This window comes from Halegenticoccus tardaugens (assembly GCF_004116405.1).
Taxonomy (GTDB): domain Archaea; phylum Halobacteriota; class Halobacteria; order Halobacteriales; family Haloferacaceae; genus Halegenticoccus; species Halegenticoccus tardaugens.
In genome coordinates this window covers 321,651-347,610 of sequence record NZ_SDIC01000005.1, presented here as the reverse complement: position 1 = coordinate 347,610, position 25,960 = coordinate 321,651, and the positions used below count along the sequence as shown (strand labels likewise).

Below are 25,960 nucleotides of genomic sequence, written 5' to 3'. Positions count from 1 at the left end.
GTTCGAGGGATGAACGTTCGATGACGCGGGTCGACGCGTGCACATCGAGCCGAGGCGTAGCTATATGCCGCCGCCGTGCCAACCGATACCAATGCCAGCTCACCCGCTCAAACAACGGTTCGTCCTCGACACCTCCCTCTTTCTCACGGAGGAGATCCGGCGGGAGGGAGAGAGCGTCGAGGACGCGATCGACCGGTTTCTGGACCTCGTCGCGCGCGCGAAGCTCGAACTGAATATCTCCTGTTATATGCCCCCGTCGATCCACCAGGAGCTGACGACGATGCTCGAAAGCCGCTCCATCTCCGAGGAGACGCTCTCGAAGCTGAACACGTGGGTCATAAAGAAAAGCCCGGCGCGCCTCGAAGTCATGATCCCCGCGGAGCTCGTCTACGGCTTCATCGATGAGATGAGCGACCGGGTGAACCGGGGGCTTCGCATCTCCGAGAAGGCGGTCCGGAAGACCGAGGAGTCCCGCGCGGAGCGACGCGACGACCACGAGCACATGAGCGGCGTCGACCAGGTCATCTCCGGCCTCAGAGACGAGTACCGGCGGACGCTCCGGAAGGGTGTGCTCGACTCGCGAGAGGATCTCGATCTCCTCATCCTCGCGCGCGAACTCGACGCGGGCGTCGTCACGGAAGACACGGGGATCATGAACTGGGCCGACGACTTCGGCCTGCGCTACATGAAGGGCCGGGACTTCCCTGCGTTGCTAGAGGAGTATCTCCGCACCGTCGACGCTGGCGGCTGATCAATCAGCCGTCCTCCCGTTCTCCCTCTCTCGTCTCTTCTTCCCCCCAGTTCGCCCCTTCGCTCTCCGAAACGAACAGGTCGCCGTGACGGTCGGCGAGGCCCGTGTACTCGCCCGTCGAGTACCGCTCGAAGATCTCCTCGGCGTCGATCGCTGTCTCTTCGAGCGGCGCGATCCGCGCGGGGACGCCGCGGGCGAACGAGTGCGCAGGAATCTCGACGTGCTCCGGGACGACCGTCCCCGACGCGACGATGCTCCCGCTCCCGATCGTGACGCCCGTGTTCACCGTCGCGTTGAACCCGACGAGCGCCCCGTCATCGACGGCGCACTCGTTGAGGACCGCGCCGTGTCCGATCATGACGCGATCGCCCGCGACCGCCGCGTGGAGGACGGCGTTGTCGCCGACGTGCGACTCGCGCCCGATCCGGACGGGACCCACGTCGCCCCGCAGCACCACCCCGGGCCACACGCTCGCGTCGGCCCCGACGGCCACGTCGCCCACGAGCGTGGCCCGCCGCGAGACGTGCGCGCTCGCATCGATCTCGGGTACGTTCCCCTCGAAGCCGTATCGCCACCAGTTCGTCTCTCCCATAGGCATCTAGTACGATCGTGCAGGTTATCAACCCTCACTTCGGTCGACCGTTAGCGACTTTCACGCCGACTGATCCGCTCGACGAAGCGGCGGGGGCTTCAGCTGCTTTCGTTCGCCCGCACCGTCACACGGTCAGGACGGGCCGCCCCGCGCCGTGCACGACGCGCTCCGCGACGCTCCCCAAGTGTCCTGATAGTCGATGGCTGTGCCCCTGATACCCGAGGACGATCAGGTCGGCGTCGACCTCGTCGGCGAGGGCGAGTATCTCGCCCGCGGGGTCGCCGTGGCAGACCCGTCCGCGGGCTTCGAGCCCCGCGGCGTCGACGCGGTCGGCGAACGTGTCGACCATGTCGTGGCCCCTGTCCTCCAACTCGTCGATCACGAGTTCGGCGCTACTCAGCGCCGGTTCGCCGTACCGCCCCGTGTCGACGACGTTGACGACGTGAACCGCCGCGTCGAATCGGACGCCGAGTTCGAGCGCGTGCTCCGCGGCCCTGTTCGACGGGTCGCTTCCATCTATTGGCACGAGAATCGTATCGTACATCTCTCTTCCCCTAAGTAGGGGTATGCTCTCGGAAAGAAAACTCGTAGCGGCGATTGTCAATCCGTAAGAACCGCCGACGTACCCAGGGTGGACGCATCGCGTGGTTCCGTCGGATCGGCGCGGTGGCTGCGTCCGGTTACCCTCGATTGGCGACGACCACGACCTCGTCCGTGTCCGTCGCGCCCCCGTCGTCGGTTACGCGTAGAGCGACGCGCGCTCGTCCGCAGTCCGTAAACGTCAGCTCGGCCGTGCCACCACTTCTGTCGAGCGTTCCGACGCCCCTGTGTCTCCACTCGTACGACGCAATTTCGCCGTCCGGATCGGACGATCCCGTCGCGTCGAACGCGACAGTGTCACCCAGATCGAAGGTACGCGTCGCCGCCCTGGAGGGACTCGATGCGATCTTCGCAACAGGCGGCTCATTCTCGGCAGGTTCATCGCTATCGCCGCCCGTGCCGTCGTCTTCGCCACCGGATCCGCCTTTGTCCGTCTCCTCTTCCTCCTCGGATCCGTCGTCACCGCCGGTCTCTTCGTTGTCGCCTTCATCTTCGTCCGCGCTGCCGAGGTCAATCTCGCCGCCGACGAGCTGTCTGACGACCTGCTTCTGCCACTGGATGCGCTTGCTGAGGCCGACTCCAGAGTACGTCTCGAAGAGATACGAGGTTGCATTAAGGTCCCACGTTGTTTTGTGTACCAGAAGCCCGTAAGGAGGCTGGTCTGGTCCGGAAAGAATGTCAGTCTTCAATTCGTACTGCGAATCGGAGACGTAGTTCTCGTTCACGTACGTGGCGGCCCCTTCTGCGCCTTCGAATGCTGCCGAATCGTACGAGTGGAATATTGCCTGACCGACGCCTTCCCCTTCATCGTAACTGCCGTCGTATATTCCTTGCGATTCTTGTAGGTCGACGACGACGTCAGGATCGTATTCGACGATGGTGTCCCAGAGCGCCTGGGCGAGCTCGGTGCCCGGTTCCTCGCCAACCTCAAATTCTCGGTTCAGATCGCTCCCGTCTGACCCGGTTCGCGATTCTTGCTCGACCGCGGTTGCGTTAGCACGCGGAATCGTGACGAGCGTTCCCGCGTTGACATTCCACTCCGCAATCTCGTCCGCGGCGCGAATTCCTGCGGTCTCGTTACCATGAATTCCAGCTACAACAACGACCGTCGGACCATCTTCCGACCCAGCTGTTTCGTATACGGTGGTCTCATCTTCCGTTCCTTCACGTATCGCGAATGTATCTTGCTCCGAAGCTGACTCCTCGTCGGCCGCCGCGCGGCCGAATCCGGTCCCCGCGAGCGCCAAGGTGCCAGTGGCGGCGAGGAACGTTCTTCGCGTAGAGATAGTACGTCGCATTGGCGGTTCGGGGTAGATACCGTCTACCTTTTATTATGTGTCGATTAATGTAGTGCATCTTTGAATTAAGAAATCTTTAATGTCATATGTATATCTAGAACATATGTATCCTGTCTTTTCCGGACAATTCGAACAAGGTCGGCACGGTTAGTCGGGTTGCGGTGTCCTCGACCAAACTTAGGGGCGGAGTTCGCCACGGCGCTTCTCGCCTTTCGAGTCCCTTGAACGGAGATGTCTCGTGGACCTGTCGGTGTTCGTCTCTATCTCACAGGAGTAGCGCTGTCATCAAAACGCCTGTTTTTCGCCACTAGCGGCTGCGAGGCGGGCGCTACGACGGCCCTCTGTCGAGGAAATCGGGGATTTCAACCAATTGGTTGCGCGGAGCCCCCTTCCTCAAGCGTGAGCGAACAGCGCATCGTGGGGTCCCAAGTGGGCGTTCCGAACGCTCTGCGAGTACGTCAGGTACAAAGCCGAAGCCGCCGGCATCTCGATGAAGCAAGTCAGATCGGCGTACACGTCGAAGCGGTGTTCCGAGTGTGGATTTACGATAGAAGAATCACCCGGCGCGTGACGATTTCCGATGCGTGAAACGTGGGTCGGAAGCGAACGCGGACTCCAACGCGGTCGTCCGATCGCGCACGATCTGACGGGCAGCAAAGTCGCTTCGCGACTTTGCGACGGCGAAGAATATCGGTATGCGCTATGTCCGTCGGGGCCAACAGTCGTCTCGTAGGACGGGCGACAGTCAATTCGCCCTAAAGTCTGGAACGGTGACGCCGAAGCGCAGATTAACCTGAATTGCTGGCGGGTAAGGTCCCTCTCTCAATCGCGAGCGAAGTGAGCGATAGGGAGGAGATACACTCGCCGTCATCGTCTGAATCCACGAATTCGGCAGGTTTACTACCCACAGCGGACGTATCTGCAGGATGCGTCCGATGTGAGAACGCACACACACGCGTGTATCGGTCGTGTGGCCGAGTGTCGATTCGGGAGGAGCGGGACACTCCGAACCGCCCGTAACGGGAAGTCGCCTGCGGAGGCTGGAACCTTTGTGTCCATGTCGGATGCACGTGCCGACGCAGAAACAGGAAGCTCCGACCTCAACAAGCGAGGGGCGGGTAGCCCTGAGTGCGGTAGGGCAGGGTAGTTCACCGCCTACCCGGGGATGGGTTCGAGGCAGAGGTCACGGACATCTCCCATCAACGCGCCGAAGGCGCTTAGGGTGGGGTAGTTGACTCGAAGACATCGGGATTGACGAGGTTCTCCGGACGCTCCCCCACTATCGCGCGGAGCACATCCCTCGTCGCGGTCCGCCGGAGCTCTTCGATCGACTCCTCGGAGTACCACGCGACGTGCGGGGTCAACACCACGTCGTCGCGATCGAGAAGGGGCGACGGCTCCGGCGGTTCCTCCGGGAGCACGTCGAGGCCGGCGCCCGCAAGTTCGCCCGCCGTGAGCGCGTCGGCAAGCGCGTCCGTGTCGACGACGCCACCCCGGGCGGTGTTGACGAGGACCGCTGACTCCTTCATCACCCGGAACGCGTCGGCGTCGAACAGTCCCCGCGTCTCGTCCGTCAGCGGCGTGTGGACGGAGATCGCGTCCGCCCGTTCAAGCAGTTCCTCGAACTCGACCTTCTCCGCGCCGCGCCCGGCGATCTCCTCGGCTGAACGGTACGGATCGTAGGCGACCGCATCGAGGCCGAACCCGCGGACCTTCTTGACCATCCGCTCGGGGATCTTTCCGAACCCCGCGAAGCCGAGCGTCCGGCCCCGAAGCCGGTGGATGGGACGTCCCCGTTTCCAGTCCCACGTTCCCCGTTTGATCTCCGCGTCGTAGTTTGACACGTTTCGAACGCACGCCAGAAGGAGCGCGATGGCGTGCGTCGACACCTCATCCTCACAGTAGGCGGGAACGTTCACGACTTGAACGCCGTGAGCCGTCGCGCTCGCGACGTCGACGGCGTCGACGCCAACCCCGTATCGACCGACGACGACAAGGTCGGGGAGCGCGTCGAACACCGCTTCGGTGATCGGCGCGTACTGGACGAGCAGCGCGTCCGCGCCCGCAGCCGCCTCGATCACCTCCGTCGGCGTCGTCGCCTGTGCGGTCTCGAGCGTCGCGCCATGCGCCTCACAGAGTTCGCGTTCGAGTTCGACGTCCGGAAAGTCGAAGTCGGTCACGACGACCGTGTGCGACATGACCGCGTGGTCCCGCGGTCGGCACAAAAACCCTTCGGCAAATCCTCACCATCCTCCTGCCGTCGTCGGTAAACGCACCTCGTTGTCTATTGCAAGGGCAGGAGCGTGGAGAGGATCAGAACGAACGTGATCCCCGTGATCGACATCACGAAGTTGACCGCGGAGAACGTCTTGAACGTCTCCTCCTGCGTGATGCCGGCGACCTCCTTTACGATCCAGTAGCCGCTGTCGTTGTACCACGCGAACAGCATGCCGCCGGTGCCGACCGCCATCATCATGTACACTGGGTGGACGGACAACGACCCCGTGAGCGGGGCCATGATCGCCGCCCCCGTGAGGATCGCGACCGTCCCCGATCCCTGCGCGATGCGGATCAGCCCGGCGATGAGCCACCCGGTGATCAGGAGGGGGATGCCGAGGTCGCTGAGCCCCCCGGCGATGTAGTCGCCAATCCCAGCATTCTGAAGCATCACGCCGAACGCGCCGCCGGCCGCGGTGATGGCGATGATGTTCCCGCCGCTCTTCAATGCCTCCGTCAGTTCGTCGCCGAGGGCTTCCTTGCTCAGCTCTTTCATCCGGTAGAACGTCCACGTCGCGACAAGTGCTGCGGCGGTCAGCGCAATGTTCGGATCGCCGAAGAAGCCTGTGACGGACCGCACCGGTGACGTCTCCGGGAAGACAACTTCCGCGATGGTGTTCGACGCAATCAGCGCGACCGGCAGCGCGATGGGGAGGAGTGACTCAAAGAGTCCCGGGAGCTCGGATACCGGCCGATCGGCCGCCGCCTCGATGCTCTCGGCCGTCGTTCCCATCGCGTCCCGGAGTGGGATTTCCATTCGCTTGTCAATCCAGCGCCCGTACACAACGCCGCCGACGAGGCTCGTTGGGAGGGCGACCAGCGCGCCGACGCCGATAGCGATCCCGAGGTCGACGCCGAGTTCGTCCGCCATGGCGAGCGGACCGGGCGTCGGCGGGACGAGCATGTGCGTTCCGAGGGCGCCCGCTCCGAGCACTGCCACGTACACCGGGAACTTCCCGCCGGTGCGCGCGCGCATCGACCGACCGATCGGCGCGAGGAGGTAGAACACGTTGTCGAAGAACACGGGGATCGAGAGGATGTAACTACTCCCGAGGAGCGCGTACTCCGAGCGATCGTTACCGGTTAGGCGGAGGAACGCGCGGACGATCCGCTCGGCTGCGCCGCTTTCCATCAGCGTCTTCCCAATGATCGCCGCCATCAGGATCGGGATGCCGATCGAGACCAGCACGTCACCGAACGCTTCCGCCGTCGCTGTCGGTACCTCGACGAACGGCACCGCCGGCGTCACGACACCTACGGCGAAGGTCGCGATAATGAGTCCCACGAACGCAGGAAGTTTTAGCCACACGAGCAGTGCGACGACGACGAGCAGTCCGACCGCGAACGGAACAAGTGGGTTATCGAGCACCATACGTCCCTCGTATCATAACTACCGTTAATTAATGTGTTGGTGATTCATATGACACGTTACTGCTTTGCTTGCACAGGTGTAGAATGGTCACGTCGGCGGGGCGGTACTGTTTTCCCCATCGCTGAAATGGCGATCCGGCCGATGTCATCCGCCACAGTGTTTGGACGTATCGTCCCTCATCTCGAAAGCTGGGCAATGTTTATCACGCCTTAGTGTGATGCGAATCTATGACCGAAACCGACACGCTGGACGGGGCGACGACGCTCGTGACGGGCGCGACGTCCGGAATCGGGCGCGCGACTGCACTCGCACTCGCCGAGCGAGGTGCGAACGTCGCGCTTGCAGCGCGGCGCGAGGAGCGACTCGACTCGATCGCCAAGACGCTCCGCGCCGATCACGGGGTGGAAACGCTCGCGGTGCCGACCGATGTGAGCGACGAGGCTCAGGTCGAGCGGATGATCGAGCAAACGACGGAGAAGTTTGATAGCCTCGACGTGCTCGTCAACAACGCGGGGCTGGGCCGCGAGGGTTCGGTCGAGGAGCTCTCGACAGAGGACTACCGCCAGATGATGGATGTGAACGTCGATGGGATGTTCTTCGCGACGCGCGCGGCGATCCCGCACCTCCGGGAGTCGTCGGGAAACCTCGTGTTCGTCGCGAGCTTCGCCGGTCAGTACCCGCGGCCGGCGAACCCGGTGTACGCCGCGACGAAGTGGTGGACGCGCGGGTTCGCCCACAGCCTCGAAGGGAGCGTCGGCCCCGACGGAGTCGCAGTTACGGTGATCAACCCGACCGAGGTCCGGACCGAGTTCGGCTCGGAAGACGATGACCCCCTCGTCGAGCGGTTCGACGAGGGCGAGGTGACGGAGCCGAGGGAGATCGCGGAGGCGATCGTCTTCGCCGCGAACCAGCGACGACCGACGACGGTGAGCGAGATCGACCTCTATCGGCGCGACAAGTTCAGCCACTTCTGACGCGTCGGCCGCTTTCGCACTGAACGACGCCGAAATCCACGCAGCGACGAGCACCGACCCGTCGACTCAGTCCGACGCGCTCGCGGCCGACGCCGCGAGTCCCTCGATCTCCTCGAATCCGTCGCCTGCGTCGTCGAGTTCGACGAGCGGCGGGCGGACGGCCGGATCCGAGAGGACGCCGCGGGAGACGAGTGCCGCCTTCGTCGCTGGGGCGAATCCGTGGTCCACACACGCCTCGAACAGCGGGACAATCCGTGTTGTCTGGATCTCCAGTGCCGTATCGAAATCACCGCGCTCCCACGCGTCGACGGCCGCGACGAACGCCTCGGGGACGACGTTCGCCAGCGCGTTAATGCCGCCGGTGCACCCGTGTGTCAGCCCCGCAAGGAACTGGCTGTCGAAGCCCTGATACAGCTCGAAGTCGTCCGGAGTCCGGCGGAGTACCTCGACGAAGTAGGTGAAATCCCCGCTCGAATCTTTCATCCCGTGGATGCTCTCCATTGCTGCGACTTCTTCGATGATCGCCGGCTGAATCGCCTGTCCCGTACATAATGGAATATTATATAAGTACAGCGGCAGCGCGGCCTCCTCGGCGATCGCCGAGAGAAACCGGGCGTTGCCGGCCGGGTCGTTCGCAGTGTGGAAGTACGGTGTCGTGACGAGCGCCGCGTCAGCGCCGACGTCCGCGGCGGTGGCGATCCGATCAAGCGTTCCGTCGACGCTCGTTGAGGCGGCCCCCGCCATCACCGGCGTGTCCCCCGCGGCGTCGACGGTCGTCGAAACGACCATCCGGTACTCGTCGTCGGTAAGGCTGGCGAACTCGCCGGTGGTTCCGCACGGGACGAGCCCGTCGATCCCCCCGTCAAGGACGTGGTGAACGAGCGATTCGAGCGCGTCGCGCGACACGGATCCGTCGCCGAACGGCGTCACCAGCGGACAGAGCGTCCGTCCGAACCGTCCAATGCGTTTGGACATCGTGCCGCACGGTTCGAGGAGAGCCGTTATAGGTCTACCCGTCACCGCGCGGTCCGGAGCGGGGGGGTCGGTGCACGACCCGCCCTGACGTCCTCTCGTGAGCTGTCGATCTCTTACTTCGAAGACGACACTTACACGCGTCCATTGGAAATACTTGGATCGATGTCGCGAGCGTTCGCGTCACCTCAGTTCCCTCACGACCTTGGTTCGACGGTTCGGGCGCGGGTCTGTCTTTTCGCGCGAACCAACCGTCGTTCCGAATAAGTGCGTTTTCTCCCGACAGGTATATTCGACAAATTCTGTCCAAGTTCGGAACTGAGAACCGACAAAATCGGCGCAGCTCGACCTCGCCCTCGGAATGTCGATACAGTAACATCTACCTACCGCCGACACCGTCGATCTCGGGACGATCCGTGTCCGACGACTGCCCGCTTCACCGCGGATAACGTGGACGACTCGGCCCAATGTGGCCGTTCAGTCGGAGGATTCGCCGAACGACGCCGTTCGTGGTAACGTGTCCGCGATTGCCCGGTCGTTATCAGCGTAGATGGATAGTAATTTGTGGTACACTGTAAATAACTATCAACGTTATACCCCACTTGAAACTCGAAGTAGCAAAACATACAGTTAGTACATCCAATTTGGAAGAATAGTCCTCGACCGAAACGCGAGACCAACTGAAATGACGAAACAAGGTGCGGACGAACATGCGGCAGTCGAATCGACTACGAACTCAACCCGCCGGACGTTCCTGAGGCATTCCGGTGGTGTTCTCGCCGCGTCCACGATCGGCTTCGCGGGCGCGGGTACGGCCTCGGCGAACAGCATTACGCGCGATACGTTCACCATCCGGGACGATACGGCGGAGGAGACGGAGGTTCACGTCACGACCTACACCGAGTCTGGGCCCACGGCACTCGTCGTCGGCGGCGTCCACGGCAACGAGGAGGCGGGCTACGAGGCCGCCGATCAGATCACCAACTGGCACCCCGACTGCGGTCAGCTCATCACGCTTCCGGAGGCGAACGCTCCCGCGGTCGAAGCCGAAACTCGATACGGCAACAACGGTGACCTTAACAGACAGTTCCCCGCAGGCGAGCAGCCGACGACCGCGCTCGCCCGGGCGATCTGGGACGTCATTCTCGACTACGACGTCGACATCACCTTCGACCTGCACAGTTCCTACGGCATCTATGAAGCCGACGACGCGCCCGAGGCCAGCGGTCAGGCGATCTATCCCACCAGCGCGAACGGCGCGCGGGCGAATGCCGGTCGGACGGTCGATTACATGAACGAGAACCACGATCTGACCGAGCGATCCGCCGACCACGAATTCGTCATCGGCAACACTCTGACAGGGAAGCGACCGCTCCTGATCCACAAGGTCGCCGCTGACCTCGACCGCCCCGGTTACCTCGTTGAGGTGACCCAGTACGAGACGGGTCTCACCGCACGCATTCAATGGAGTAAGAAGATCGTCAAACATCTTCTCGGACAGCATAGCATAGGGGTTTCTACAGGACAATAACCAAACTAAATACAGTTATCTTTATTGGTATCTAATGGACAAATATTTTTGGTGATGTCTCACAGCTGATTTTTTTCGCCATCTATCCCACCGAAGCGGTGCATGTGCGTGGTAGTTGTAGAAATTGAAACCCTCAAGGCCTACCACGCACTGCGCAGTGCGGAAAGATGGACATGTGGCAGGACGAATCCGCGGCTTCGGAGACTGCGATCGCTGTGGATCCCTTGCGAATCTACAAGACGCGTCGTTGAACGAGGAAGCCCTAACCTCAAGAAGCGAGGGGGTAAGCAATCCCGTACGCGGTAGGTGGGGGTAGTTCACACGTAGGTGTTTCCGACTGGAGAGCCGAACATATTATTACCTCTGAGAAGCAGGGCTATAGTACCGAAACGCATTATCGGTTCCAAAATAACCATGCATAATTATCAAATTAATAACATCACAACCCATGACTAACATTGCACTTGTTGTTTTAGACACGTTGCGAAAGGATACGTTTGATAAACATTTTGATTGGTTGCCAGGAAGACGATTTGAGTGGGCATACTCAACAGCAAATTGGACTGTCCCCGCTCATGCATCCTTGTTCACAGGTCTCTATCCGAGTGAAGTTGGTATCCATGCGAAGCATATCTATTGTGATTGTGACGAGCCTACTCTTGCTGAACAATTGCAAAAAGCAGGATATACCACTCGTGCCTTCAGTGCTAATACAAATATCACGAGTCATTTCAACTTTGATCGAGGGTTTAATGACTTTAACACTCCTGATGAATTTGAGAAATTTAAGGATGATGGCATATTTGATTTCCCTAAATTCAGTAGGGAGACTAACACATATGGGATTAAAAAATATCTTGCTGCCGCTTATGAATGCGTCCGAAGCGATGCTTCCATTATTCCTTCCTTGATTCTTGGTGGAAAATATGCACTGGGCGATAACGAAATTACAGAATACGGCGGTGCAGTCGAAGCCTTGGACGCGATTTCCGAGATGGAATTTAGTGACCATGAATTCCTCTTTATGAATTTGATGGAGGCTCACGAACCGTACAGGGCCCCAGAAGAATACATGACCGTTGAGGAACCAGGCCTCACTGAATCTATTGGTGATTTAAGCTTTGGTGGTGGAGATAAACAACAAATACAACTAGCTTATGATGACTGTGCACGATATCTCTCTGATATATATAAAACAGTCTTTAATGAACTCCGGACGGATTTCGATTATATTATTACTCTTTCAGACCATGGTGAGATGTTGGGTGAGCATAATGCTTGGGGTCACGAGCATGGCGTCTATCCAGAATTAACACACATTCCTCTGTGTATTTCTGGAAGTGGTCTTTCCGGAAGTTGCCATAAAACCGTCAACTTACTCGATGTTCATTCAACAATCCTGGATATTGCAGAAATCGAAGGTGATGGCCGTGGGCAACCAATTTTATCAGAAGTAGGGGATCATGATCGACTAACTGAGTATATGGGACTTACTTCTTGGAGCGAAAGAAAATTGACAAAAAACGGCCATGAGGAACAATTAGAGAAGTATAATAATCCACTTCGTGGAATCGTTTCGAATGAAAAATACTATGGATTTGAATCCAATTCGGGATTTATTGAAACCCGCGAAAATTATATCGTCAATGGCGAGAAACGTCTGAAATCCTTAGTAAAGAACTTGAACTTAAGAGAAGTTGATCAGCAAAACGAAGTGCCTGACGAAGTTAAAAACCGATTGGAAGATCTCGGCTACGCATAAATTCGAGATAATATTGGTTGTATCCTTTTAGGCCATCAATGTCATATGCCCACGGGAAACTTAACGAATTTATCAAAAAACGTGTGTGAATCACAACTGCAGGTATCGTCACAACCAGCCAACTGAGATCAAATTATAGTACGTGGACGGTTAGTTCCACAATCTGGTCGATATCGACGAGATCCAGAACGTCCAACTGGTTCGTGCCGTCTACGAACACGGCGAGTGGTGCTTGCATATCGTCTGCGGGCTGGAATCGATACGAACCCATTAGACAACCAAACCGCCGGCGTCGGACTCGGCATCTGCAACTTCGCTCCCGTCTCCTATGGGAATGAAGTATACTGCATCCCGACGGCGTACTCAAAGAAGACATCCACTACTTCGCGATTCATCCTCTGGAGAAGCACGTTGGCTTGCCCGCAAATAAACCGAGTTCGGGGGGCACTTCCTGCATATACTCTTGAAACAAACATCCCGAAATGCAAGTACCGTGATGGTGGTACCATCGTGGTCGGGAACCTCGGCGATATCTGCGATGATGAGAACGATACTGTTCGTAATTGGAGAAAGTACGGCAATCTCGACATTCACGGATGGGCGTTCGTCCGCTTTACGTTAATGTTTGAATACAAGGGCGAAGACGTGGGACTGAGGCCATTCGGAAGTCTGAGCGATAACTTAAAGACGCGTTCGTCATACCGGATGATGAACGGTAACCAGTGCGTTGATCTTGGATTGTACGTCTGGATGACTGTGAAATGGTTGCCACCGGCGATGTTAACGAATCCGAGGATATCCAACGAAAAATACCTCTGAGTCCCGAGGGAGATAGGAGTACCGACTGGGTGTCACAGCCAGCGGTTCATCTGATTGACCGAAGCACGGGATGTTTCTCCCTGCAAGAAAGGTCGTGGACCGCGAATCCTAATATCCTACCGCGGCATGGGAAATCCCAGCGTAAACGGCGGGAAAGATGTTATCTGAAACTAACGTGCCGAGACTTCCTGCACAAACTCTCGAACCATACGTCTGGAAGTGATCCTCCTCGGGGTAAAGTCCCGAGGCTTCCTGCTTCGGCGTCAGAACGTCCATCGCGAAAGGCGGCAGAGTGGTTCCAGACTCCACAGGCGTTCTCCCTCGCTGGGATGATTCGGCCCATCCCCTACCTATCTGGTTCGATGGGCGCTCCAGAGCGCGTCGAATCGAACTTCCGGCGTTCGTTCGTCGGAAGTTTGTGCAACTCCCGTACGTACGTCCAATCGGGCCACGCGGCCCATCACACCCAAAGAATCGGGCGGTTGGGCGATAAATCTTACTCTGTAAATCGCCTCGCTACGTCTTTAACAGGATTCAAATCAATCCCGAGTCTATCTTCGACTGATTGCATCATCATCATTTCTTCCCTTTCAATTCCTCCATATCTAATAATTATAGTGCCGTATATAGGAATGAATAGCAGCACTGAGGTTATGAAAGCTAAATAATCTGCTAGTGGAAGAGCTTTTCCAATCAAATATAGAGCGGTCCAACTACCTAAAGAAGCGATAGCCGGTCGTATTAACTCTGGTCGAATAGGGTGGATTCCAATTTTCTGTTGTAGTTGATGGAGATATAGACCATTCATGAGTAAGTACCCAATGGTCGTTGCGACTGCTGCTCCTAAGAATGAGTACCTAGGTATAAGAATCAGATTCAATATTGCGTTCACTACGGCAACTGAAATATTATCATACATAATTAAACGGGATTCTCCAACAGCCATCAGGGTGTTACCGGTTGGTCCGACTATCGTATGAGTGAAAAAGCCAATCGTTAGCACTGTCAGAGCGAGTGCCCCACCTGTGTATTCTGAGCCGAATGTATAACTAATAACGATCTTAGGATAGAATGCGAGAACAATAAACAATGGAAGTGTGAATACAAAAATCCATTTTGAAACTACTTGATACGTTCGCTCAAGCTCTCCATATTTATTACTTGAATGAAGTTCAGACATTATGGGCATGAACACAAAGTTAAACGCCGTTAGAAGAACTGTTAACATTTCCGCTAGTGGATATGCGACGTTGTAAACACCCACGTCACCAGGCGATGAGAGAATACCCAGCATAAAAATATCTAAATTTGATAATATTATATTCATTGTGGCTGATATCATGAGAGGTGCAGAAAAAAGGAGAAGTTCTTTCCGCATGAATACGGGTGCACTCTTATCTAAAAGGGGTGTTTTTTTCCAGAGGTATATGAGTGAAAATGTAGCGGCTACGATATAAGCACCTGTATATGCCCACGCAACCCCTACACTTTCGAATCCTAGAACGATAGCTAGCGCAATCAAAGAAAAGCGTGTTAATGGGAGTGCTATATTTTCAATATATACTCTAGGAAGTGCTTCTTTCATTCCCTGGATACTCCCGATGGTAAGGCGAACAAAAGCGGCAAATGGAATAGCTATTCCAAAAATACGGAATACTGGTGCAATTTCAGGTTCGTTAAAGACGAAAGAAGCGATGAAGTCAGCTAAAATAAAATTTAACACTCCTATCACCGCTGCCATCGGAACCACAACTTGGATTGCTGAAAGTAACACACCGCGTCTTCGCCCTTGATCATCATACCGGGGGAGATATCTCCCTACCCCTTTGTCAACCCCAACGACAACGAAAATCGATGCTGTTACCAGTAGCGTGTATCCAAGGGACACACTCCCATAGTTAACTTTTCCCAGAAATCGAGCAATTACTAATCGGCCAAGAAATCCCAACCCCATCTGAAACGCTAGTCCAAAAACTAGTATACCACTTGATGTTAGGATTGCTTTGAAGATGTTGTCTTGGTCACTCGCCATTATTACCCTCCTTCAAATGTAAACTAAAACTTGGACTCACTGTACGTGTTAGGAATTCAACCATCTTTCCACCATTGCTGAAATGCCCCAGTATACACATCAATAGGTTCTCCTTGTTATTCAATATTCCCAGACATTTGTTACCAAACCCAAATTAATGGCTCTTCACTCACCATTAGTATACAATTTCAATCAGTGTATCCTAATTGTTGAAGTTGTTCCATTGTCTCTGAATCTATTTCTTCATTTACCGTACGAATCTGATTATTTAGTCTGGCGCACTCGTCAAGCCAGTCAACTAGCTGTGTTTCTAATTCATCTGTAATATCTGGACGTTCTTTTGCCACATTATATAATTCTCCCGGATCTTTCTTAATATTGTACAATAATTTCTTTTCCTTATTAAAAACTTCGTCGATCACGGCATCCTTAATAGTTTTCAACACATACTTTCTATTTGATAATTCTCCCCTTCGATTATACATTAACTTTAATGTTTGAATAAGTGAAGAACGTTTTGTTTCTATATATTTCCAGTCAGTATTCCTCACAGAATAATACGCGGGTTTGAAATCGCGGATATGTGTTTCTGAATACACACTCCTCTCATTATCATAGTTCGGATTAAAAGGAGGTATGGCTTTACCTTGGATGTGTTCCTCCTGAACGTCTATGTTCATAATCTCAAGTATTGTGGGTAGAACATCAATAAGGGAAACAATATTAGATATCCTTTGAGGTTCTTGGATAGTACCTTTTGGTGGCTTTATTACTAAGGGTACGTGGAGTACTTCATCATGCGGGACAGACCCATGGAAAATATGATCGTGCTCGTAAAATGCTTCTCCATGATCGCCCATAACTATTATCAAACTTTCCTCGTATTCCCCTATCTGCTTTAGTTTATTTACTAACTTTCCAAATTGTGAATCTGTGTATTGTATTTCACAATCGTATAGGTCCTGCAGTCGATTAAGATCTGATGTAGTGAATTCATCTGGGAGAGTCTCAAAACTCCCGTCGATAGGGCCCTCATAATTTGTATCGAGGAAGTCCTTGTAAGCATTTGGTGGGTCTAAAGGCATATGCGGATCGATGCTCCATGCAAAGGCGAATAAATCGTCATTTGCGCACTCAAACTCTGGCTCAAGGTACTTGTTAATGTCCTCACCACGGGGTAGAGCAATTTCTTCACGGTCCTCATGTAAGAGCTTCTCTCGGTCAGTTGACGCCCGTTGTCGTTTTTGAATAATTTCTTCTTCTTTATAGATGTCGTAATATGTATCAAACCCTACGTCGTATCCAAGCGTACTAGAAACGTTTCCCATAGTCGATGCTCCAACCGTCTTGAAACCTGCTTCAGAAAGGTACTGGGGGAGGCGCTTGAGATCTGATGGGAAAATATTATTCCGATGTCGAACTCCATGTGTTGGTGGATAAGATCCTGTAAGTAAGGAAACGCTAACTGGTCTCGTCCAGGTCGCTGGAGAAAAACACTGAGTATACTGAATTCCATCCGCAGCTACTGCATCTATATTGGGTGTTGTTTCGCGTGAATAGCCATAACACGAAACATGGTCACTTCGAAGACAATCAATTACATAAACGAGGATATTCATATGTTACCTGTGACTCACACTGGAAAGCCTGTAAAATCTATCGGTATTACTTGTATACTCTTAATTCCTGAATGAATTTTTAGATATAATACTCAATATTTTATATGAATAGCATCTCGATTATCGTAATCGTCGGCATTTGCATGTGTGACTGGAACAACAATTCTGGCAGATAGATTTATAGATTCTCAAGAGGACGATCCAGTTGGTCAATGAATTTCAAAAATGTCCACATCTACGTCGCCGATAGCCTTCGGTGGGATTATCTACCCGACACCATCTCTGAGCTTGGTGTCACCTTTAAGACAGTGGCGCAATCCAATTTTAGCGCCCCGTCGTTCGCTACTTTAGGTACTGGGCTCTACCCCGTCCAACACCAAGTTCACAATTGGGGTGACGTCCTCGCTCCCGATACTCCTACCATCTTTGAACTGGACGGACTTCACACTGGATATCGAGATCATGCTGAAGGTACAGAAGCTACAGTATTCCGAATTCTAAAACAGGATGAAGCAGTCGATCTAAGTGATTTAAAACCACCATTTTTACATGTTGAACGGAACTCTTACCCTCACGTTCCTTTTGGGAAAAACGCTCCTGACACTGTACAGGAGTATTATAATGATCGAGGAAATGATTGGCAGCAGATGCGTCGTGATTATAAGTGCGGTATTAAACAAAGTGTGAATCGATTTCAAAAACGGCTAGATTATCTTGAAGACTCTGGATTACTTGAGGATACGCTCATTGTCTTCACTAGTGACCATGGAGAACTGTTTGGTGAATACGGAACGAAGGGTCATGGATCTCCAACTTGTCCAGAACTAGTTTATGTCCCTACAGTCTTCATCAACCCCCAATTGCAAGAGGAAGACTTTCAAATTAACCCACAATCTGAAATTATCGAACACGTAGATCTCGTTCAAACCATGCTTTCTTCTATTGGTTATGGTAACGCACTTACCACTTCAGGTGTGGATCTCTTTTCTAGGGATCGGATGCGAGATTGGGGTTACAACCATATAAACATCGTTCGAAAAGGAAGGAAATTTTATACAGCTGAATCAGCATGGGATTACAACGGTGGCCATGTTTTCGCTCAAAATAAGACTTTCTACAGATTTATTTACGCTATTTCTCAATTTAGAGACGCGCCGGCTAGAGAGAATTTGGTAGCCAATCCAACTAAGCTTATTAGATATTATATAAAAAACACTGAATTATTCGGATCGCCAACTCACTCGGAGTCTAAAAGCAAAGAAAATATTGACACATTCACAGATCAATTGTCTAGAGAAGAAGGATACGCACACGGTCTAAGTGAGAATGAGAAAGAGCGTTTGAAAAACTTAGGATATTTAACCTAATCGAGGCGCTACGTCCCCTTCCTCAACGAGCGCCGGAGGCGCGAGTAGGGAGTGGATACAGCGTTTACAAGAACGAAGCTCTTGTGTGCGAACGAGACGCGCAGCGTCTCGTCAACGCGCACAGTTCTCAAACGTGTCCGGTAGCAGGCCCACAGGCCCACGTACACGATACACTTTTGTCTATCCATGGTCTATACACTCGTAATGGATCGGTTCGAAATCGACGGCCACGAAGTCCTCGATGGCACCGCGAAACCCCCAATGACGCGACGGTCAAGCAAGTCACGGTCAAGCGAGAACCTACCAGTGAGTGGTTCGCCGTCCTCGGACTCGAAACCGAGAACGACGCGCCGCCGAAACCCGAGAACCCCGAGCAGTGCGTCGGCATCGACGTAGCGATTCTCTCGCATACTCACTACTCGGACGGATTCTCGGTCGGATCACTCGACCTTTCCGACGAACGCGAGCGACTTGAACGTGAACAACGCAAGCTTTCGCGAAAGGAACACGGATCGGCGAACTATGAGAAGCAACGGCGCATCGTTGCCCACCGTCACGCCGATCTGAAATGGAAGCGTCGGGACTTCCTTCACCGACTGTCCGCATACTACGCTCGGGAACACGACCTCGTCGCGGTCGAAGACCTTGACGCGAAGGAACTGATGGGACTTCCGTCGAACAGCCGTAACCGAGCGTCGGCGTCGCGGGGAACGTTCCTGCGGATGCTTGAATATGAGTGCGACCGCAAAGGCACGCACTACGTTCCGGTTGACCCGAGGGGGACGACCAAGGAGTGTTCGCAGTGCGGTGTTTCGACCGACAAGCCGTTGTGGGTCCGCGAACACTCGTGTCCATCGTGCGGATTCGAAGCGGACAGAGACGCGAACGCGGCGCTGAACATTCTTTCTCGCGGCCTCGATCAAGTAGGAGTTGTTCACTCCGAATCAACGTCCTCAGAATCGCGGTGCGATCCTGATGAGTTGCGAAAATCGCTACGCGATTTTCGAACGCCTGTGGAGACTACGCTCCCTACGGGAACCACTACGGTTCCTGCAAAGCGCGTCGTGGGAGCAGGAAGCCCTGCCCTCAGGGAGCGAACGGCGTCAGCCGTGAGTGAGTAGGGTAGTTCACACAGCTCCATTCATAAAGTAGTTGTTGAAGATGATCCGATATTTTTACTCTTCACACGACAATAGATAATAATGGATATAGATCATGTTTTTCCTTTATTGGCTAAAAAGACAGTATGAATGCCAAAGGAAAAATGGAAGTGTTTATATTTTCCGAGTAGAAAGACATTCATGAGACGGATAACCAATGATGGCATCAGATGATACTCTACCCGCCTCGATTAGAAGCTCTCATTATAAAATTGAGTATGACTTACAGATTGTGGGTGAATCGTATAAGTACTCAATTACCGATGGTGCTGAATCACACTTAGAAAGATGAATCTTGCAGGTATTTTTCTGGCACTCGTCTTTAGCATCTCTGTTGGTTTTACTTCCTGGCGCCGTGTCGGCGAGGATCTGTTTCACCCTATTGTATTAGTAAACGTCATTATGTTGTATTATATTATTGGCCCTGCTTGGTTTTTGCTATTTACCAATAAGTATCATTTTGGAGAATCACTAAACGATCCTAGCGGCTCGTTAACGCTGACGTTGGGGATCGCATTCCTCACATACTGTGTAATTGTTGGTGTATATTCTCGAACATCACCACGGACGCAATCGTATTCCAGATCGAATCGATTTTTCCCTGACACAGACGACATCGATCGACGAGTCCTCTTTGGACTTGGGGTAATCGGGTTTTTGACCGGCATTTTCACGTATCTATACTATGTCTTCGTTAATGGAGGATTCATTCGACTACTGACTATTACTCCTCGAACAGCGTTTGCAGCTCCGGATACAGCACGCTTTAGCTTCCTCGCATACGCCGGAATTATGGCTGGAATGGTGACAATCTTTTTAGCGTATCGTCCTGAAATACGTCGTGACAACCTCACGAAATTTGATTATTATGTACTCGCGGCTATTCTCTCAATAACGTTTGCTATTGTCCTCTCACTACGTTCACGTATGAACCTCGTTATCCCGGCTGCGTACATTCTCCTTTACGCAGAGGATACGGACCAACTTCCTCGTTCATATTTAATAGGCGGTGCTGCGGCGCTTTTCACCGTAGGTATGAGCTATACTATGTTTGAGGCAATCTTCGCGGATCGTGGCGCGCACTTAATGATGCTTGTGTCTCAGGGACTGATTGATACAATACGCCTTGAAGTGCTCATGCATGTTATCGATGCAGTGCCTTCGTCCCACCCGTATCAGTGGGGTGCAACCTTTGTACACACGCTGGGAATTCGATGGGAAGGTATGCCGGCTTCATATGGTAACCAGTTGCAGGAGATCGTGATTGGTCAGCAGCGAGACTACATCACTTTTCCTGCGCTCATGCTCGGTGAACTTTATCTAAACTTTGGAGCCTTGGGGTTGTTCCTAGGTGGCGGCATATTTGGTTATGTTCTCAAGGTGGTTCATCATATGAGGACTCAAGCGCGGACCTGGCTTTCGCGTGGCATTTCCCCTCTTATCCTACTCGGCATTGTGTCTATGCTCCCAACGAGCATTGCTTGGGGAGTGAAGTCTATTTGGCTCCGTGTTGTTGTTCCAGTGACTCTCGCAATTTTTGTTGCATATGTGATCACACATGTTGTGCTTCGCGGACGTCGCCGCCAAATTGAAAGTATTTCTGACTTCTTATAGAGATTAGGCGAGAAAACCTACGACTGAAGTCGTGGGATGAATCGCCGCACGGTTCTCAACCACTGAAACCGCAAAGTATGAGTGCCCACACTGCGTTTCTGTGATTGTCGTTGCGACGGATTCCCGTCGTAATTGACTGTCCGAGAACTGGCAGTTGACTTGGTGTTTGCCTCAGCAAAACGTAAGCCTTCGGACAACCAGACCGACGTTAAACAACCAGATACCTCCGATTCCTTCACGGGATAGGAGTAACGGGGGCGTGGCACTCCCATCGGCGTGTCGGGTCGGAAACGTACGTTCCCAAACCGGCGTGGGAAGCCCACGACTTGAGTCGTGGGAGGATGTCACAACAGATCGTTCTTATCTCACCACTCCTACTATGTAACCCGGAGTCGTTACATCGTATATATATATATATATATATATATATATATATATATATTTAAATCTAATCAGAAACTAGGGCGATCCCTCCTGAAAACGTGAACGTACTCGCGGTCAAGCCGCGGAGCTTCCTACCTCCACGGCGTGCTTTGCATCTCCTCGTCCTGAATAACGAGCAAACCCAGGGAGCACAGTCTGCACAGGCGGTGATTCGTACCGTCCCGACCCTACATGAAGAGAATTGCGTCCCCTGTCGAGGATGTTTTTCGCCGCGTTTAGGTCGCGGTCCTCGGTGTGACTACACGCCGGGCACGAATGTTCCCGCACCTACGGCGGCTTGCTGGTTTCGACGCCACACTTGGTGCACTCTTTCGTCGTGCCGCAAGCGTTTATTCGAACGAAGTGAGTTCCGTGAAGGTCGCCCTTATATTTGAGTAGGTCGAGAAACCGTCTACGCTGTGTCTGTTTGTTCTTCGCCAACTGGCTGGTTTCGAACATCGGCTTCATGTCGAGGTCTTCGACCGCCACCACATCGTATTCCCGAACGAGCCATGTCGAAAGCTTGTGCTGGAAGTCGAGTACTTTCCATCGAACTCGTCGCTTCGCTCTGGCGACCTTCTGGCGGTGTTCCTCCCAGTTCGCCGACCCGCGTTGTTTCCGGTCGAGCGACCGTTGTTCGCGGGCGTATTGGTCGTACTCGTCGGAGAGGTTGAGCATTCGACCGAAAGATTGGCTCATGTGAATGTACGATTGAATGTCATGATCTACGCCGATGCAATCGGCGAGTCGATTTCGTCCGGGCTGGGTTTCTCAGGTTGATCGACTTCGACCACAAGGCAGGCGAACCAGTCGCCGGTTCGTTCCTTCTTGAGGATCGTCGCTTGAGGTTCTCCGTGTTCGGCAGGTCGCGGTATGCGCGGATCGGTATCTCGCCGAATTTTGAGAGAGTGAGCGTCCCGAAGTCGTCGTTGTGGTCCGTCGAGTGATTGACGTTCAAACCTTCCGACTAGTACGGTACCGACCGAACTTCTCCCGGACCTTGCAACTTGAGTCGCCCGGTCTTGCGACCGTTTTTCCGATATTCTTTGATGTAGTCGTGTCGAGGATGTCAAGGAAGCCATACGGTCTATACAACCAACTATCACTTTATTTGATGCCTGAAGTACCGACACGCGATACTGGACCGGATCAAAGCTTCACACAATTTCGAGGCGGAAGCCCACGACTGAAGTCGTGAGTACCTGACTCGAGCGGAGCATCCAGGACGTGGCCGAACGGTACGGATACGACATTCTCTCGTTGCATATAGTACCGGACCACGTGCATCTGTTCCTGGTGGCACACCTGAAACACGCTCCGAGCGAAATCATTCGAACGATTAAGAGCGTCACCGCCCGAGAGATGAGGGAACAGCACACCCAATGTTGGAACGAGTGTTTTGGGGCTGTGGCTTCTGAGAACATTCGTTTTACGTGGGAACGGCAGGAGAAATGAGCAGCCGGACTGTGAGACGACACGTCAAGCGCACGGAGCCTGTTTGAATCGGACTTACGCGATTCACCCTCGGGGTCAAGCCCCGGGCCGCTCTTGCTGTATTTCCTGTAAATAGGGCCGACCGCGGTATTCCACAGCAAAATACCAGTTCTCTCTATTCATATGATCGGTTATAAACGATATTTGTGCTACATTTCGGCTACTGGGTCACACTACTTTTTTATACCTATAGTTAATCCTTTAGCCTGATGCTACTCGATTTGGATGTCAAAAACGTATACGTCTATGTTGCAGACGCAGTCAGATGGGACTTTGGGCCGGATGATATTTTAAATCAAGGCTTGAGTATTAAAACCATTGCCGCGGGGATTCACTCACCTACAAGTATTGCAAGCATTGTTTCTGGCACTTACCTTCCTCAACACCAGGTAGCCCAGTTTACCGATGCTCTCCCTACTGATGTGCCGAATTTACTGAATACCTCACTTTCTACAGCGTTTATCAACTCAATTAATGATGTTCGATTCGAACCAAGCGAAGACAGTATTATCGCAAACACATTGAATACGAACGTTCAACCACCGAACACCCTATCATCAATCGAACCACCTTTTGTTGTGGTTGAGCGAGGACCTGGTGGTCACGCTCCCTACGGGGATTTTGAGGGAGATGGGTGGGAGTACTATGAGGAACGCGGAGCTTCTCCTCGTGAACAATTTGCTTCGGAATATCGGAGAGCAATTGCGAAAGATTCTGAATGGTTCTGGTCGAGAGTGGAGTCGCTCGAGGAGAAAGGGTTATTGGATGACACCCTTATTATTTATACAAGTGATCATGGAGAGCTCTTAGGTGAGGACGGGATGATTTCGCATAGTCCACCAATTCATCCCAAACACGTTTTTGTCCCGACAGCTTTCATCCATCCGGATATCGACAACTCGAGCATCAAAGATCGTGTACTCCGACACATGGACCTCACACCAACAATAGCTTCCCTCTTAGATCTTAAGTTTTCTACACCAATTCAACCAATAGGTCGAGACATAACTCAAGAGCAGCTAGCAAGCCACGGAGTAACCTTCCATACCATGAGAAAATCGACACCTGTCGGTGAGTATACTGTAGACTACGAATCTGCTTGGTCTCCAAGTGGTGGTTACGTTTTCCCACAATCAGGAATTCTGCACCGGTTGCCATTCGCATTATATCAATTAGCTCGAGTTCCGTGGAGAGAGTATGCTCGGGAAAATGCTGCATCCTATCTTCGATTCCAATTACGGAATGCACGGATTCATGGTGCGCCTGAGATCTCATTCAGCGACGCAGAACATTATATTGAAAATGTGAAACAAAAAGGAGAGACCGGAGAAAAACAACAAGTGCAAGAAGTGGCTGAAGAATCACTACGCCACTTAGGTTATATTGAGTAAGCTACCCACGACTACAGTCGTGGGCTTTCCCCCGACGGTTTCGGCACACGACTCGGTCACTCGTGGGGGCGGTTCACGGCGGCAGGACGGGCACACGGAGGGGATTCCTGCGTGGTGTTCCGTCCCGTGGTCTGCGTCCGAAGCCGACACACCCGGCTTTAATTCCCGGTGTTCTCACGCTCAATCCCAACAGTGGGAACGGAGTGGCCAGTGGCGTCACGTTCGCGGTCATAGTCCCCGAGTTCAGGGCCTGCCTACGGAGGCCCCTACCAAGCGTCCGTTTTGGCCGCTCGGCAGTGTCGTACAAAACGCCGCGGATGGGCGTAATCCTTCCGATTCCGGCGTTTGCGACCAAAGACAGGCGATCCCTCCCACGACTCGAGTCGTGGGCTTCCTCGCCCTACAGTTATGTGAGTAGTTCTGTTGCTAGAAGTGCGGCTACGAGGTAAACGCGGACTACAACGCAGTCGTCAGATCGCGTGCGACCTGACGGGCAGCAAAGTCGCTTCGCGACTTTGCGACGGCGAAGAATATCGGGCTGCGGTACGCTCGGAAACGACGATACCGGCTCCGTTCCTCGCCCACGTCGCGGAGCGGAGACGAACCAGCAGACGTGCATATATATGGTGAGACGGTGAACGGCAAGAGTCACAAGCCTATTGCTGGCGATTAATTACCGGGAGTTCACATCAAAGCCTCACCCTTAATGAAGCGAATCCCATATGGGTGAGCGAAGTAAGGCGGGGTTGTATACCTAAAGATAACCCAGGTCCTCTAGTCTAGAAGTCACGTCGGAATTAGTTGTCTCATGATCATCCTTATCAGGGTACTCACTTACCCCATTAACAACCCCCCACGGCACCATTCTAATGTATGGATGTTCAATTCGTGGGTGTTCATATGCCCAGTATTCTCCCAGTGCTTCTCCGTGATCACCCATTACAACTATTGTCTCGATCTTTGTCTCGTCTACTAACCGACGTACTTCTCGCAATACCCTATGTAGGTTGCTTTCGTACACTGCTCGTAGTTCCTTACGAGAGAGGTCACCAAATTTCACCTGTTCCCAAACTGGAACATCGACTGGTTCTCCCTCCCATGGGCGAGAAGAATCGTCGTTTGTGTGCCCGAGTAAAGACTGCCGCCCAATGTATGGTGCATGTGGTTGGAAGTAATGTGCGACGGCTTTTTGGCCGCTTATTTCGAGTGTAGCATCCGTGACGGCCTCGGGAGGAGTAATACCAATGCTTTCGTCCCATGATTCACGCCAAACATCGCGGATTTTGTTGATGTGCTCAGATGGAACATATCCTTGATAAAGCTGAGACAGAGTATCGTTATCATAATCTTCGCGTGGATCACTGTTCACAGGGGTAGCTGCACTAATGTATTCTACGTCCTCATATGTCCCATTCCAGCATTTGGAAACATACTCGAACGTATTCCTTCCCTCGCTTCGTACTGACTCTAGCGACTTGAACGTTAAATACTCTGGAGCGATACTGGAAAATATATCGTAACGGCACGCATCAAGTACAATAAGAAGATACTCTTGTTCTTGCCGAAGGGCCTGTACTTTCTTTGCTTGCCTTGGTAGACCATCTGTTTTCCATTTTGTGTGTACCTCGGCGGGCACTGCCCCAATAGATTCCTTAATCTTGTATACCGCTTTTTGAGGATTTTCAGCCGCTTTTGCTCCCAACGTCAAGTACTCCCGTATCATTTTCTGGTTCATGTTTGATGCGCAGTAAGGCACTCTAAGAATGCCGTCTAAAAAACTACTCTGAAATCGATGAGCTATGAGCCCCTCTTCACCTCCTATATAACTCAAATCATTCCTCAGATTGAAGTCTAATGAGTATTTAGACTTCTATCACTTATTCACAGCCTTTAAAAAGATGAATTGAACTAT

General features: G+C 53.1%; 17 protein-coding genes and 6 pseudogenes. 12 read left to right on the top strand and 11 right to left on the bottom strand.

What is annotated here, in order from left to right; translation table 11 throughout:
- The first annotated feature begins 91 nt into the window (after window positions 1-91).
- Entirely contained in the window at window positions 92-751 is a 660-nt protein-coding gene (locus C3L37_RS15660) for an RNA ligase partner protein (RefSeq protein WP_129115527.1), read from the top strand.
- Between the two features lie 4 nt (window positions 752-755).
- Here the strand turns inward: C3L37_RS15660 and C3L37_RS15655 are convergent, their stop codons facing one another.
- The 4 genes and pseudogenes from C3L37_RS15655 to C3L37_RS25815 form a co-directional block, all read right to left on the bottom strand.
- Window positions 756-1,343, bottom strand: coding sequence for a gamma carbonic anhydrase family protein (locus tag C3L37_RS15655; protein WP_129115526.1), 588 nt, complete (start codon window positions 1,341-1,343; stop codon window positions 756-758).
- Window positions 1,344-1,467: 124 nt separating this feature from the next.
- The gene (locus C3L37_RS15650; protein ID WP_129115525.1) at window positions 1,468-1,887 is read right to left on the bottom strand and encodes a universal stress protein; all 420 of its coding nucleotides are present in this window, start codon (window positions 1,885-1,887) and stop codon (window positions 1,468-1,470) included.
- 136 nt (window positions 1,888-2,023) lie between these two features.
- The gene (locus C3L37_RS24960) at window positions 2,024-2,668 is read right to left on the bottom strand and encodes a PKD domain-containing protein (protein ID WP_228546271.1); all 645 of its coding nucleotides are present in this window, start codon (window positions 2,666-2,668) and stop codon (window positions 2,024-2,026) included.
- A gap of 201 nt (window positions 2,669-2,869) precedes the next feature.
- Window positions 2,870-3,241 (bottom strand): annotated as a pseudogene (locus C3L37_RS25815) (hypothetical protein); the annotation flags it as partial.
- 412 nt (window positions 3,242-3,653) lie between these two features.
- Between C3L37_RS25815 and C3L37_RS15640 the strand changes: the two are divergent.
- A pseudogene (locus tag C3L37_RS15640) lies at window positions 3,654-4,038 on the top strand (zinc ribbon domain-containing protein); the annotation flags it as partial.
- Between the two features lie 420 nt (window positions 4,039-4,458).
- Here C3L37_RS15640 and C3L37_RS15635 read toward each other — a convergent pair.
- Both C3L37_RS15635 and C3L37_RS15630 read right to left on the bottom strand, forming a co-directional pair.
- The gene (locus C3L37_RS15635; RefSeq protein ID WP_129115523.1) at window positions 4,459-5,439 is read right to left on the bottom strand and encodes a C-terminal binding protein; all 981 of its coding nucleotides are present in this window, start codon (window positions 5,437-5,439) and stop codon (window positions 4,459-4,461) included.
- Window positions 5,440-5,525: 86 nt separating this feature from the next.
- A complete protein-coding gene (locus tag C3L37_RS15630; protein WP_129115522.1) occupies window positions 5,526-6,890 on the bottom strand; it encodes a GntP family permease in 1,365 nt (454 codons plus the stop codon).
- A gap of 227 nt (window positions 6,891-7,117) precedes the next feature.
- Here C3L37_RS15630 and C3L37_RS15625 point away from each other — a divergent pair, with 227 nt between their 5' ends.
- Window positions 7,118-7,864, top strand: a complete 747-nt coding sequence (locus C3L37_RS15625; RefSeq protein WP_129115521.1) for an SDR family oxidoreductase — start codon at window positions 7,118-7,120, stop codon at window positions 7,862-7,864.
- A gap of 66 nt (window positions 7,865-7,930) precedes the next feature.
- Here C3L37_RS15625 and C3L37_RS15620 read toward each other — a convergent pair whose 3' ends face one another.
- Entirely contained in the window at window positions 7,931-8,839 is a 909-nt protein-coding gene (locus C3L37_RS15620; RefSeq protein WP_129115520.1) for a dihydrodipicolinate synthase family protein, read from the bottom strand.
- A 682-nt stretch (window positions 8,840-9,521) separates the two neighbouring features.
- Here C3L37_RS15620 and C3L37_RS15615 point away from each other — a divergent pair.
- From C3L37_RS15615 to C3L37_RS15605, 3 genes are all read left to right on the top strand, one after another.
- Entirely contained in the window at window positions 9,522-10,367 is an 846-nt protein-coding gene (locus C3L37_RS15615) for a succinylglutamate desuccinylase/aspartoacylase domain-containing protein (protein WP_129115519.1), read from the top strand.
- 448 nt (window positions 10,368-10,815) lie between these two features.
- Window positions 10,816-12,129, top strand: coding sequence for a sulfatase-like hydrolase/transferase (locus C3L37_RS15610; RefSeq protein WP_129115518.1), 1,314 nt, complete (start codon window positions 10,816-10,818; stop codon window positions 12,127-12,129).
- A gap of 510 nt (window positions 12,130-12,639) precedes the next feature.
- Complete coding sequence (locus tag C3L37_RS15605; protein WP_129115517.1) at window positions 12,640-12,948, top strand: hypothetical protein; 309 nt, start codon at window positions 12,640-12,642, stop codon at window positions 12,946-12,948.
- Between the two features lie 496 nt (window positions 12,949-13,444).
- On the opposite strand, the gene C3L37_RS15600 is transcribed toward C3L37_RS15605, so the two are convergent.
- Window positions 13,445-14,980, bottom strand: a complete 1,536-nt coding sequence (locus C3L37_RS15600; protein WP_129115516.1) for a flippase — start codon at window positions 14,978-14,980, stop codon at window positions 13,445-13,447.
- Between the two features lie 188 nt (window positions 14,981-15,168).
- Window positions 15,169-16,599 carry a sulfatase-like hydrolase/transferase gene (locus tag C3L37_RS15595; protein ID WP_129115515.1) on the bottom strand — a complete coding sequence of 477 codons (1,431 nt, stop codon included), beginning with the start codon at window positions 16,597-16,599 and terminating at the stop codon, window positions 15,169-15,171.
- Window positions 16,600-16,811: 212 nt separating this feature from the next.
- On the opposite strand from C3L37_RS15595, the gene C3L37_RS15590 reads away from it, so the two are divergent.
- The 3 genes and pseudogenes from C3L37_RS15590 (at window position 16,812) to C3L37_RS15580 (ending at window position 20,740) form a co-directional block, all read left to right on the top strand.
- Entirely contained in the window at window positions 16,812-17,966 is a 1,155-nt protein-coding gene (locus C3L37_RS15590; protein WP_129115514.1) for a sulfatase-like hydrolase/transferase, read from the top strand.
- A gap of 242 nt (window positions 17,967-18,208) precedes the next feature.
- A pseudogene (locus C3L37_RS15585) lies at window positions 18,209-19,087 on the top strand (RNA-guided endonuclease InsQ/TnpB family protein); the annotation flags it as partial.
- 327 nt (window positions 19,088-19,414) lie between these two features.
- Window positions 19,415-20,740, top strand: a complete 1,326-nt coding sequence (locus tag C3L37_RS15580; protein ID WP_129115513.1) for a hypothetical protein — start codon at window positions 19,415-19,417, stop codon at window positions 20,738-20,740.
- A 498-nt stretch (window positions 20,741-21,238) separates the two neighbouring features.
- Here C3L37_RS15580 and C3L37_RS26000 read toward each other — a convergent pair.
- Window positions 21,239-21,841: pseudogene (locus C3L37_RS26000) on the bottom strand (RNA-guided endonuclease InsQ/TnpB family protein).
- 440 nt (window positions 21,842-22,281) lie between these two features.
- Between C3L37_RS26000 and tnpA the strand changes: the two are divergent.
- The 3 genes and pseudogenes from tnpA to C3L37_RS15560 form a co-directional block, all read left to right on the top strand.
- Window positions 22,282-22,665: pseudogene (tnpA, locus tag C3L37_RS15570) on the top strand (IS200/IS605 family transposase).
- A gap of 201 nt (window positions 22,666-22,866) precedes the next feature.
- Window positions 22,867-24,048: a sulfatase-like hydrolase/transferase gene (locus C3L37_RS15565; protein ID WP_129115512.1), complete on the top strand. Its 1,182-nt coding sequence runs from the start codon at window positions 22,867-22,869 to the stop codon at window positions 24,046-24,048.
- Window positions 24,049-24,478: 430 nt separating this feature from the next.
- Window positions 24,479-24,721 (top strand): annotated as a pseudogene (locus C3L37_RS15560) (hypothetical protein); the annotation flags it as partial.
- Between the two features lie 81 nt (window positions 24,722-24,802).
- On the opposite strand, the gene C3L37_RS15555 reads toward C3L37_RS15560, so the two are convergent.
- Window positions 24,803-25,783 carry a hypothetical protein gene (locus C3L37_RS15555; RefSeq protein ID WP_129115511.1) on the bottom strand — a complete coding sequence of 327 codons (981 nt, stop codon included), beginning with the start codon at window positions 25,781-25,783 and terminating at the stop codon, window positions 24,803-24,805.
- Between the last annotated feature and the right edge of the window lie 177 nt (window positions 25,784-25,960).

What these genes read in the sequence shown, in the direction of transcription:
- C3L37_RS15595 (WP_129115515.1), bottom strand. Translation starts at nt 16,599, where the DNA reads ATGAATATCCTCGTTTATGTAATTGATTGTCTTCGAAGTGACCATGTT.
- C3L37_RS15615 (WP_129115519.1), top strand. Translation starts at nt 9,522, where the DNA reads ATGACGAAACAAGGTGCGGACGAACATGCGGCAGTCGAATCGACTACG.
- C3L37_RS15635 (WP_129115523.1), bottom strand. Translation starts at nt 5,439, where the DNA reads ATGTCGCACACGGTCGTCGTGACCGACTTCGACTTTCCGGACGTCGAA.
- C3L37_RS15620 (WP_129115520.1), bottom strand. Translation starts at nt 8,839, where the DNA reads ATGTCCAAACGCATTGGACGGTTCGGACGGACGCTCTGTCCGCTGGTG.
- C3L37_RS15630 (WP_129115522.1), bottom strand. Translation starts at nt 6,890, where the DNA reads ATGGTGCTCGATAACCCACTTGTTCCGTTCGCGGTCGGACTGCTCGTC.
- C3L37_RS15610 (WP_129115518.1), top strand. Translation starts at nt 10,816, where the DNA reads ATGACTAACATTGCACTTGTTGTTTTAGACACGTTGCGAAAGGATACG.
- C3L37_RS15625 (WP_129115521.1), top strand. Translation starts at nt 7,118, where the DNA reads ATGACCGAAACCGACACGCTGGACGGGGCGACGACGCTCGTGACGGGC.
- C3L37_RS15555 (WP_129115511.1), bottom strand. Translation starts at nt 25,783, where the DNA reads ATGAACCAGAAAATGATACGGGAGTACTTGACGTTGGGAGCAAAAGCG.
- C3L37_RS15660 (WP_129115527.1), top strand. Translation starts at nt 92, where the DNA reads ATGCCAGCTCACCCGCTCAAACAACGGTTCGTCCTCGACACCTCCCTC.
- C3L37_RS15580 (WP_129115513.1), top strand. Translation starts at nt 19,415, where the DNA reads ATGAATCTTGCAGGTATTTTTCTGGCACTCGTCTTTAGCATCTCTGTT.
- C3L37_RS15590 (WP_129115514.1), top strand. Translation starts at nt 16,812, where the DNA reads ATGAATTTCAAAAATGTCCACATCTACGTCGCCGATAGCCTTCGGTGG.
- C3L37_RS15655 (WP_129115526.1), bottom strand. Translation starts at nt 1,343, where the DNA reads ATGGGAGAGACGAACTGGTGGCGATACGGCTTCGAGGGGAACGTACCC.
- C3L37_RS15565 (WP_129115512.1), top strand. Translation starts at nt 22,867, where the DNA reads ATGCTACTCGATTTGGATGTCAAAAACGTATACGTCTATGTTGCAGAC.
- C3L37_RS15600 (WP_129115516.1), bottom strand. Translation starts at nt 14,980, where the DNA reads ATGGCGAGTGACCAAGACAACATCTTCAAAGCAATCCTAACATCAAGT.
- C3L37_RS15650 (WP_129115525.1), bottom strand. Translation starts at nt 1,887, where the DNA reads ATGTACGATACGATTCTCGTGCCAATAGATGGAAGCGACCCGTCGAAC.